Raw genomic sequence first — 10,802 nt, forward strand, 5'->3', positions numbered from 1 at the left:
AGGGGTCCGCTTGGAAAACGGAAATTATCCCACGCTAAGAATATATTTTGTACAGCAGTGGAGAAGGATGAGAGACCAGCAGTTCATTAACAGGGACTCCTTTTTGCTTAAGCGGCTCAATGGTTCTTTCTATATAAACCGTATTCCAGAGTGTTATCGCCGCCGTATGTAGTGTCAGCGCCGGTGGCGTGGTAACGCTGATCCTCCCACCCCCAGATCCCTGATTTCATTCAGCCGGTGCATGAAGGATGCTCGCCCAAGGGCCTCACCCTTATTCAGCCCCGCCTGTATGCATCGGCCTAAGCCTTTATCGCAAAATCAGTCCAGCATAAACAGCGTCCGATCTCTGCAGAAAATCGCCCTCTGCGCTACGAGTTTGAACGCATTTACTCTGTTTATAGGTAACATTCGCTCCACGATATAATGATATCGGCAACGTATTCAGCATCCTGAGCATGAGTCAGAAGGTGATCCGCCTTACCCAACGAAATGAAACTCTTGGGATGCTTTGCTGCTTTGAATATTTTTTCGGCCTGCTCAATTAACACAGTATCATCTTCAGTCGCATGAAAAATAAGCAGAGGCTTGTTCATGGCGAACACCTTATGAGCGATTTTGTGTCCCTGAATATTGTCCAGCATCTGTTTCTTTAAGGTAAATACCCGCCCGGCCAGCTCAACGGGATAGGCTCCATGCTGGTTAATGTTTTCAACATCATCCTTAAAAAGACGTTTTACGTGTGTCAGTTCTCCGGGTGATCCTATGGTGACAACGGCCTTTGCCTCAGGAACTTCGCCGGCAATAGACAGAATGGCCGATCCCCCCAGGCTATGGCCGATGAGCAAAGAAGGCGCTTCGTACTGTCGGCGGAGATAATCTACCGCGCAAAGCAGGTCCGAAATATTGGATGAGAAGTTGGTGTTGGAAAAATCCCCTTCGCTGTTTCCCAGACCAGTAAAATCAAACCGGAGAACGGCGATAGCATTCTCTGTCAGTTTCCGCGCAATACGCGCCGCGCCTTTGAGGTCTTTGCCACACGTAAAACAATGAGCTAACAGCGCAAACGCTTTAGGATTTTCAGGAAGTTCAAGCAATCCGGCCAGTTCTTCACCAGCCGCATTTTTGAACGTAAATTTTAGTTTTTTCATAGGATATTCCAGGTCTTAAACTGATTTCATATGTTTGATCGCAGGGAAAAATAATCTTCTGCTCTGCATCTGGCATTACGCGTTTTCCTTCCTCTACTGGGATGTGAAACAGAATTCATTCCGAATGCCTGTCCTCACCTTCCAGTTTGAAAGCTGATTATTGCTTCCTGTTCGGTGATCACTTACGCTATGCTACCAACTAGATGGTAGTTTACAAGAATTTTATGAGGTCTCACTGAATGGCCAATTGCGCGCTCATTCTTAAAATATCCCTGGCAATGCTGGCGTTTGCTGCAAACTCTATTCTGTGCCGTCTGGCCCTGCAGGGAGGCCACATTGATCCCCTTTCATTCAGCAGCCTCAGGCTGGCCAGTGGTGCACTCGTCCTGTCACCTTTCTTGTTTTATCACGCAAAAACTACATTATCGCTGTGGCGTCCGCTGAGCGGATTTTACCTCATGGTGTACGCAGTGCTCTTCTCTGTCGCCTATATCCATCTCGATACCGGGGCAGGTGCGCTGTTACTTTTTGGTGCCGTACAGTTTGCGATGGTGATCCACGGATTATTTAAAGGGGAATCACTCTCCGTTACCGGCTCCTCATCGTGTATAACCCCTTTCTCTCTGGCCGTTTTGTCCTGTCAGGATGTCGTCAGAACCCGGCATAACACCCTGTGCCGGGAACACAAAAGGCACGGATGAACAGGTCGTGAATATTCTTAGTGAAGCCTGCTGATGACATGTCTGGCGACAAAAAAATGCCGCCCTTAAGGGGCGGCTTATGCCAGCGTCACGGGGTTATCGTCTGACCGCCATGATGCCCGCATCGACATCCCAGATAGCGCCCGTCACCCATGAGGTTTTGTCAGACAACAGGAAGAGAATAGTGTTTGCCACATCTTCGGCAGTTCCGACGCGTCCCAGCGGGTGGAAATCGTTCAGCGACTTCATAGCATCTGCGATATCCGCTTTGTCCATGAAGCCTTCGTATATCGGCGTATGAACAATACCGGGAGACACCGCGTTGACACGAATACCCGCGCTGGCCAGCTCAATCGCCAGATTACGCGTCAGGGCATGCAGACCCGCTTTTGCCATTGAATAGGCCGAGGCCGGCGAGTCACCCAGTGCAGCCTGAGCACCAATCGAACCGACGTTGACGATAGACCCTTCGAGCTTCGCGGCGAGCATGTTCTTCACGACATCCTGTGTAATAAAGAACGTGGCTCGGTTCAGCGAAAGATACATGTCATAATCGGCAAAGCTGTGCTCGGTAAATCCTTTGGGCATGAAGATACCGGCGGCATTCACCATCAGGCTGATATCGCGATGGTGAGCATTAATTTCCTGACGGATAGTTTCCATACCTTCTTCGGTCATCAGGTTCGCCGCGATGACCGCAACCGGTCCCAGAGGGCTCAGTTCTTTTTGCACCGCTTCGGCTTTGTCTTTTTTATTCCCGGTCAGCACGACACTGCCGCCCGCTTCCAGTACCATGCGTGCCACGGCCAGGCCCATGCCGCTGGTACCGCCGACGACGAGCAGTTTTTTACCTTTGAAAAAAGTGTTCATTTTCTGACTCCATTACTGGTGGGTAAGACGTTGCCGGCAGCGTGAAACTGCCGGCGGTTGACGGATTAAATACTGCAGCCATCCGTTCCGCAGGTCTGACCCGCAGTGGCTGAAAATTCGGTTTGCTGTTCATCCCAGACCTGACGCAGGGCATTCAAAAAGTTATCTGCTGCCTGAGCCCCGCTGATGGCATATTTTTCGTTCATCACAAAAACCGGAACGCCGCTGAGGCCAATAGACTGTGCGTGGGCTTCATCGTCGGAAACGGTGGCGCGAAAATCGTCATTTTCCAGGGCGGCTTCAGCGTCAGCTTTCGGCATACCGGCTTCTACGGCCATGGCAACGAGCTGCTGACGGTCAAAGAGAGAGCGACCTTCGGTGATACTGCCATGATAAAAACGTTCTTCCACCGCGTCCGCAATTCCGGCCTTACGCGCGGCAACCAGCAGGGTGTGTGCATCTTCTGTATCACCAAACATCATGCCGTCGAAGTTGTAGATCAGACCTTCAGATTTACCGGCGGTGCCCACCTGATTCATCATCAGCTCCGCTGAATGCTGACTGCCCAGCTTTTTAACGATGGCATCCTTAAAAGGCATCGCGGGAGTACCACCGGCCAGACGGTAGCTGTGATGGCGGATCACCACCTGGTCGCGAAATTCAAAGCGATTCAGACCCTGTTCAAATCTTTTTTTAGCAATCCAGCACCACGGGCAGACCAAATCTGACCAGATATCGATGGTAAGGGTGGGTTTCAGCGTTTGCATAATGATTCCTCAAAGACGTTGGGCGGTCGGATCTCACTTATCAGAGAACCGCGACCGTATGGGATTTATTGCGCCTGCCAGACCGGGTAATCGGTATAGCCTTTTTCCGGGGAACCACTGACGCCGTAGTAGGTGGCGCGGTCACTTTCTGCCAGTGGCCAGCCGTTTTGCATTCTTTCAACCAGATCCGGGTTAGCGATGTAGGGCACACCAAATGCCACCAGATCCAGCTCATCATCTTCCAGAGCCTGCTCTGCGATATCACGGGTAAAACCGCCGGCAGCGATGATGGTGCCTTTAAACGTGTTGCGAAAACGGCGGCGGAAGCCTTCCGGAAGTGGCGCTTTGGTGTACACCGGCTGATAGTAAAGGTGTACGTAGGCCAGTTCCCGCTGACCGAGCGCGTCGGTGATGGCTGACCAGGTTTGCTCTTCACCTTCATACGGCGCGAGGTCATAAATGCGGCCGAACGGTGACAGGCGCACGGCAACGTGGCTGTTACCCACGGCTTCCGCCACGGCGTCAATGGTCTCCAGCAGGAAACGCTGACGATTTTCCACCGAGCCGCCGTATTCGTCGGTGCGGGTGTTCAGTTCGCTACTGAGGAACTGGTCAAAGATGAATCCGTTTGCCGCCATGATTTCCACGCCGTCAAAGCCGGCTTCCATCGCCAGGCGTGCGGAGTGCACGAAGTCTGCAGTGATGCGTTTAACTTCATGCGTTTCCAGCGCGCGTGGCTGGCTCGGTACAACCGGGCCCGGTTCTCCGGATTCGGTCAGCGCAAAAACGGTGGTATTGACCGCCTGAACGGTGCCCGCTGAAACCGGCGCTATGTGGCCTGGCTGAAGAGAGACGTGAGACATACGGCCGACGTGCCAGAGCTGCGCGAAAATACGGCCACCTTTGGCGTGAACCGCTTGTGTCACCTTACGCCAGCCCTGGACGTGTTCGTCGTTGTAGATACCAGGGGTATAAAGGTAACCCCGGCCTTCTTCTGAAACCGGCATCCCTTCGGTGATGAGCAGGCCAGCAGAAGCACGCTGTGCATAGTACAAAGCCACGACCTCATCCGGCACGTCATTCATGGTGCGGGTGCGGGTCATCGGTGCCATGACTACACGGTTTTTTAACGCCAGGCCAGACAGATTGTAGGGGGTGAAAAGCTTACTCATCGTATACCTCACAAAAAACAAAAAGGAGTATCCCGGCAGGGATTTGCACAGCCCGGCAGTATCATCGACTGGACGTCGCGCACTGGAGTTGCATAAACATCTGATGGGTGGCAATATACCAACCATCTAGTAGGTAGGTCAATGGCTGTGTCGTATTTTTTTGTCATAACGCAGCCATTTCTGAATTGTCACTCATTTTGCGAGGTCATCACCATGCGTACATTAACAGCTTATAACGAAGATAATTTCCGCCAGATAGAGCAGTACAAAGGAATATCGGTGGTACGTTTCTCTGCACCCTGGTGTCCGCCCTGTCAGGCCAGCGAAGAAATGTTCAGTCAGTTTGCAGACCGGCTCGATAGAGATATTCAGGTGGGGAAAGTCAATGTAGATCAGGCGCCGGTGCTGACAACCAAATACGAGATCTGGGGGCTGCCGTCTGTGCTGATATTTCATGAAGGGCAATTAGTTAAACGCATACCGGGTGTGAAACCTGCATCGGTATATGCTCAGGCTATTGCGGACATAAAAAAAGGGCAGTAATGCCCTTTTAACGTGGAATTTATTAATGCTTAACCGCGTGCCTGACCGACGGCATCCAGAGTGCGGGCTGAATAAATGACCGCCGCGCCAGCGTTGAGGTTAATCGCCACGCCCAGCGCTTCAGCAATTTCAGCGTCGGTTGCACCGGCTTTCACAGCGGCGTCGGCGTGAAAAGCAATACAGCCGTCGCAGCGGGTTGTGACTGCGCACGCCAGGGCAATGAGTTCACGCACTTTTGCGCCCAAAAGGTCAGTTTTGTTACCTGCGTTGCCCAGGGCAACCACGCCTTTCATGGTCTCGGGGGTCAGTTTGCCCAACTCGCCTAAACGTTGCATTAACTCTGAGCGATAGTTGTTCCAGTCCAGCATAGTGTCATTCTCCTGAATGAGGGGTATTAAGAAGCAGTTTTATATACTTAAGGCTGTTGGCGAAGACTTCGGGTCTGGCCGTTGCATGCGCCACTACGCTTGAGCCTTCACAGACATTAATGATCATCAAAGCAATATCTGATGGTTCGGCATGGGATGAAAACTCACCTGACTCCATGCCCGCCCTGACGACTTTTGTGAGCCACTCGATTTGCATATCGAAATAAAGTGATGTCTGTACAGTAATTGCCTGAGGCAGATTGGCGGTCTCTGCTGACAACGCACAACACAGTGGCAGTAGCGAAGCTTTATGGCTTTGCGCGAAGATATCGATGTAAGCCGCAATTCTTCTCTCCGCGCTTTTCTCAGTCGCCTCTATCTGCTCAAATACGCGTTGTGTATCAGAGAACGCCTGTATTACCACCTGCTCACCCAGAATATCTTTGGTCGGGAAATGGTGATGAATACTGGCCTTGGTGATACCCACTATTTTTGATAAATCAGCATAGCTGAATGCTGAATATCCTTTTTCGCGCATCAGGTGTTCTGCTTCGCTGAGCAGCCGTTCCCGTGTCATGGTTGTCATAATTACTCCATATAATCTACTAGTTGATAGATTATATTGTTGCTATTTTTCCGTAGCAAGTTGTATCACTGACTCAGTATCGTGCAGAGCTGAACGTCACTGCCATCCTGCATTCTGAATGGCAGCATTACATCTCTGACATCACGCCAGGCGTGTAATCATTTCAACCGGATTAGCCAGAGTATCGTGGATTGGCGAATTCTTTTGCATTTCGCTGACCAGCGCTTCTAACTCCTCGCGACTGGCGGTCTTGCTCGTAAGGTGAACATCGACGCGAATAGATTTCGCACCTTTACGCACGTTGCTGTCCAGCCCAAGGAAGCCGTTGAGGTTGATATCGAAATTAAGATCCAGCTCGATACCGTCCAGGTCGATCCCTTTTTCAGCAGCCATCATGGTAAGGGTGGCGGTATAACAGCCAGCCAGCGCCTGCATGATGTATTCAGTCGGGCTCATGCCGGTATCGGTGCCGAGTAAACCTGCGGGTTCATCACCGATATTAGAAAATTTCCCCACACGGCTGGTATCGATAACGCCGTTCTGGATTGTGGCGCCGGTCTCTGTGCGAACGGTTAATCCGCCGCTGGAACGGGCTTTCATCTGGAAAGTCAGGTTACCCAGGCCAGGCTGGCTGCGAACTGCTTCACGGGTATTGTGGATCGCAGCTGCGTCTGCAGAAGGTTTAACGGTAGTAGACATAATGGCTCCTGTAATTTCTTGATAAAAGGTATAGCTGGTGTAATCAGTACCAACCATCTAGTTGGTAGATTAATATCGCGAACCTCTTTTGTCTACTCTTTTATAAAAAATAGGGGGAAAAGAACCCAGCAGGCTGTTTTATTTCATAATAACCATTTGATTTTTTTTTATAATCTTCCCAGCCGCTCACTCTTGCAGCAATCCAGCCTTTACCCGAAGGATAGTCTGGCGGGTGGTATTAAATTCCCGGGCAATAGCACTGATACTGATGCCAGCATTTAGGCGCTCTGTCACTGTTTGCTTTTGTTCCTCGCTCAGGATGGGGGGGCGACCGAAGCGTTTTCCAGCCGCTTTTGCCCTCGCAATACCTGAATACGTTCGCTCAAGCAGCAAATCCCGCTCAAACTCCGCTACAGCAGAAATTACCTGCATAGTCATTTTTCCGGCCGGACTGGTCAAGTCAACGCCTCCGAGTGCGAGACAATGAACGCGAATATCTAAAGCCGCCAGTTGCTCTACTGTTTTTCGGATATCCATCGCATTACGACCCAGACGGTCAAGTTTGGTGACAATCAGTACATCCCCATTTTCCATGCGATCTAGCAACCGGATAAATCCGGGGCGTTCGCTGGCAGCAACCGAGCCACTGATATGCTCCTCAATAAGTCGTTGGGATCTGATGGCAAAACCCGCCGCTTCAATTTCACGACGCTGGTTTTCTGTGGTCTGTTCCAGAGTTGAGACCCTGCAGTAGGCAAAAACACGTGACATGGGAAACTTTCCGTACGAAATGGATGTCCGAATTATAACGTGTGTCCGAAATTAATTTCACTAAGTTTCGGACATGTGCTGTAAGTGGTGTACGAAACCGACCGGTTTCGGTCACAGCGAACAAATAACAGATGAAAACTATACGCGAGGGAGGCATTTATGCCACGGCGACAGATACTGAGCAGCGAAGAGCAGGAACGCTTACTGGTTATACCAGATGATGAAATTATTCTGACCCGAATGTGTTTTCTGAACGAACCGGATATTGCGCTCATTAATAAGCACCGAAGGCCAGCGAATCGCCTGGGCTTTGCTGTATTACTCTGTTATCTGCGTGGACCTGGATTTATTCCGGACAAAAGCAGTGCTCCTCACAATGGCGTTGTATCCAGGGTTGCTTCCCGACTGAAACTTCAGCCTGATTTATGGCCGGAATATGCATCCAGAGAGCAAACCCGCTGGGAACATCTGACCGAACTTTATCGCTACCTGGAACTATCCCCGTTCAGCCGGTCAATGCAAAAAGACTGTATCCATCATCTGCACCCCTATGCCATGCGAACTGACAAAGGATTTATGCTGGCGGAAGAAATGCTCAGCTGGCTACATAACAATAATGTTATTTTCCCTTCTGTTGAAGTGATCGAACGGACGCTTGCCGAAGTCGTCACGCTCGCTAACAGATCGGTATTTTCGACACTTACCGCGCAACTGGAAAAGCAGCATAAATCAGCACTCGACAGCCTGCTCATATCAGAGGGTGAACAACCTTCCCGTCTGGCATGGCTGCTACAGCCTCCGGGTAAAATAAACGGTAAAAATGTGCTGCAACATATCGACCGGCTTAATTCCATCGCTGCGCTGGGGTTGCCTGATGGTATTGCACTTTCCGTTCACCAGAACAGGTTGCTTAAACTGGCGCGTGAGGGCCGGAAAATGAGCAGCAGGGACCTGGCAAAATTCACCGATGTCAGACGTTACGCTACGCTGGTTTGTATAATAACAGAGGCCAGGGCCACCCTGACTGACGAAGTGATTGATCTGCACGAGCGTATCCTGGGTAGTCTGTTCAGCAGGGCAAAACGCACGCAGGCCGAACGGCTCCAGCAAACGGGAAAGCTTATTCAGAGCAAGCTGAAGCAGTACGTTACCGTCGGGCAGGCGTTACTTAACGCCAGAGAATCCGGGGAAGATCCCTGGACTGCAATAGAAGATGTCCTTCCCTGGCAGGAATTCATCAACAGCGTGGAAGAAACGCGGTTTCTTTCCCGTAAGGGCAATTTCGACGCGCTTCATCTGATCACCGAAAAATACAGTACGTTGCGTAAATATGCCCCGCGTATGCTGTCAGCATTGCAGTTCATGGCGACACCTGCGGCGCAGGCGCTCAGCGATGCGCTGGACACCATAACGGAAATGTACCGTAAACAACTTCGTAAAGTGCCGCCATCAGCGCCAACAGGGTTTATCCCTGAAAGCTGGCGAAAACTGGTGCTCACGCCTTCAGGCATCGACCGCAAGTACTACGAGTTTTGCGTACTGAATGAACTCAAGGGTGCATTACGTTCCGGTGATATCTGGGTAAAAGGATCGCGCCGCTACAAAAATTTTGATGATTATCTCATCCCGACTGCTGAGTTTGAGAAATCCCGACATAATGACCAGTTACAGTTGGCCGTTCAGACCGATAGCCAGGCATACCTTCAGGCCCGTATGACTCTTCTTGCATCTCGGCTGGAAGAAGTTAACGCGATGGCGCTTGCCGGTGATTTGCCCGATGTAGATATCTCAGATAAAGGCGTAAAAATCACTCCACTGGAGAACAGCGTTCCTTCAGGTGTTTCGCCCTTTGCAGATTTGGTTTATGGCATGCTTCCCCATCCGAAAATTACGGAGATACTGGAAGAAGTTGATAGCTGGACGGGATTTACGCGTCACTTCGCGCACCTCAAAAATAATAACGTCAGACCAAAAGACGGAAGACTGTTGCTGACCACCATTCTGGCTGACGGCATCAACCTTGGGCTGACAAAAATGGCGGAATCCTGCCCTGGGGCCACAAGATCGTCACTCGAAGGTATTCAGGCATGGTACATCAGGGATGAAACTTATTCAGCGGCACTGGCCGAGCTGGTCAACGCACAGAAAGAGCGGCCTCTGGCCGCATTCTGGGGCGACGGGACAACATCGTCGTCAGACGGGCAGAACTTTCGGGTAGGCAGTCACGGACGTTATGCCGGTCAGGTCAATCTTAAATATGGTCAGGAGCCGGGCGTGCAGATTTATACGCATATCTCAGACCAATACAGCCCGTTCTACGCCAAAGTGATCAGCCGGGTGCGCGACTCAACCCACGTGCTTGATGGCCTGCTGTACCATGAAAGCGATCTGGAAATTACCGAGCATTACACCGATACCGCAGGCTTCACTGAACATGTTTTCGCCCTGATGCACCTGCTGGGATTCGCTTTTGCGCCAAGGATCCGTGATCTTCATGACAAGCGGCTGTTTATTCATGGAAAGGCCGAGCGCTATCCGGGGCTTCAGTCTGTCATATCACCAACCTGCCTGAATATCAAAGACATTGAGTCGCACTGGGATGAGGTATTGCGCCTGGCAACCTCGATTAAGCAGGGGACAGTCACCGCATCACTGATGATGAAAAAGTTAGCCAGTTACCCAAAACAGAATGGACTTGCCAAAGCGCTGAGAGAGATTGGCCGCATCGAACGGACACTATTTATGCTGGACTGGTTCCGTGATCCCGGTCTGCGCCGACGCGTGCAGGCGGGGCTGAATAAGGGTGAGGCCCGTAATGCCCTTGCGCGAGCGGTCTTTTTGCACCGTCTGGGTGAAATAAGGGATCGTGGGCTGGAGAATCAGAGTTATCGCGCCAGCGGGCTGACATTACTGACAGCAGCGATCACGTTGTGGAACACGGTATATATAGAAAGAGCTATTGAGTCACTAAAACGAAAGGGTATCCCGATAAATGAGCAACTGGTCTCTCATCTTTCTCCCCTGGGCTGGGAACATATCAATCTGAGTGGAGATTACGTCTGGCGTAATAATCTTAAGCTGGGATCCGGAAAATACCGCTCATTACGTACAGTCGATACCGCTTTGTACAAAAAACAGTCTTAGCGTGGGATAATTTCCGTTTTCCAAGCGGACCCC

10 protein-coding genes and 2 pseudogenes are annotated in these 10,802 nt (G+C 50.9%); 3 read left to right on the forward strand and 9 right to left on the reverse strand.

Annotated features, from left to right (window positions below):
• Nucleotides 1-55: 55 nt before the first annotated feature.
• Together AC6EMZ_RS23145 and AC6EMZ_RS23150 are read right to left on the reverse strand one after the other, a co-directional pair.
• Nucleotides 56-369: pseudogene (locus tag AC6EMZ_RS23145) on the reverse strand (Tn3 family transposase); the annotation flags it as partial.
• A 26-nt stretch (nt 370-395) separates the two neighbouring features.
• Entirely contained in the window at nt 396-1,148 is a 753-nt protein-coding gene (locus tag AC6EMZ_RS23150) for an alpha/beta hydrolase family protein (protein ID WP_498405172.1), read from the reverse strand.
• 239 nt (nt 1,149-1,387) lie between these two features.
• Between AC6EMZ_RS23150 and AC6EMZ_RS23155 the strand changes: the two are divergent.
• A pseudogene (locus tag AC6EMZ_RS23155) lies at nt 1,388-1,735 on the forward strand (EamA family transporter); the annotation flags it as partial.
• Between the two features lie 210 nt (nt 1,736-1,945).
• On the opposite strand, the gene AC6EMZ_RS23160 reads toward AC6EMZ_RS23155, so the two are convergent.
• From AC6EMZ_RS23160 to AC6EMZ_RS23170, 3 genes are all read right to left on the reverse strand, one after another.
• Nucleotides 1,946-2,719: an SDR family NAD(P)-dependent oxidoreductase gene (locus AC6EMZ_RS23160; RefSeq protein WP_004729618.1), complete on the reverse strand. Its 774-nt coding sequence runs from the start codon at nt 2,717-2,719 to the stop codon at nt 1,946-1,948.
• Between the two features lie 65 nt (nt 2,720-2,784).
• Nucleotides 2,785-3,486, reverse strand: coding sequence for a DsbA family oxidoreductase (locus AC6EMZ_RS23165; RefSeq protein WP_001194072.1), 702 nt, complete (start codon nt 3,484-3,486; stop codon nt 2,785-2,787).
• A gap of 65 nt (nt 3,487-3,551) precedes the next feature.
• Nucleotides 3,552-4,658: an alkene reductase gene (locus AC6EMZ_RS23170; protein ID WP_006687059.1), complete on the reverse strand. Its 1,107-nt coding sequence runs from the start codon at nt 4,656-4,658 to the stop codon at nt 3,552-3,554.
• A gap of 213 nt (nt 4,659-4,871) precedes the next feature.
• On the opposite strand from AC6EMZ_RS23170, the gene AC6EMZ_RS23175 reads away from it, so the two are divergent.
• Nucleotides 4,872-5,201, forward strand: coding sequence for a thioredoxin family protein (locus AC6EMZ_RS23175; protein ID WP_002431133.1), 330 nt, complete (start codon nt 4,872-4,874; stop codon nt 5,199-5,201).
• 29 nt (nt 5,202-5,230) lie between these two features.
• On the opposite strand, the gene AC6EMZ_RS23180 is transcribed toward AC6EMZ_RS23175, so the two are convergent.
• From AC6EMZ_RS23180 to AC6EMZ_RS23195, 4 genes are all read right to left on the reverse strand, one after another.
• A complete protein-coding gene (locus AC6EMZ_RS23180; RefSeq protein ID WP_000888080.1) occupies nt 5,231-5,569 on the reverse strand; it encodes a carboxymuconolactone decarboxylase family protein in 339 nt (112 codons plus the stop codon).
• Nucleotides 5,570-5,573: 4 nt separating this feature from the next.
• Nucleotides 5,574-6,155, reverse strand: coding sequence for a TetR/AcrR family transcriptional regulator (locus AC6EMZ_RS23185; protein WP_000210409.1), 582 nt, complete (start codon nt 6,153-6,155; stop codon nt 5,574-5,576).
• A gap of 141 nt (nt 6,156-6,296) precedes the next feature.
• Complete coding sequence (locus AC6EMZ_RS23190) at nt 6,297-6,854, reverse strand: OsmC family protein (protein ID WP_000108589.1); 558 nt, start codon at nt 6,852-6,854, stop codon at nt 6,297-6,299.
• Nucleotides 6,855-7,040: 186 nt separating this feature from the next.
• Complete coding sequence (locus tag AC6EMZ_RS23195) at nt 7,041-7,625, reverse strand: recombinase family protein (protein WP_012695450.1); 585 nt, start codon at nt 7,623-7,625, stop codon at nt 7,041-7,043.
• Between the two features lie 159 nt (nt 7,626-7,784).
• Here AC6EMZ_RS23195 and AC6EMZ_RS23200 point away from each other — a divergent pair, with 159 nt between their 5' ends.
• Entirely contained in the window at nt 7,785-10,769 is a 2,985-nt protein-coding gene (locus tag AC6EMZ_RS23200) for a Tn3 family transposase (RefSeq protein ID WP_498405173.1), read from the forward strand.
• Nucleotides 10,770-10,802 lie beyond the last annotated feature (33 nt).

This window comes from Enterobacter sp. SCRI0065 (genome assembly GCF_059766475.1).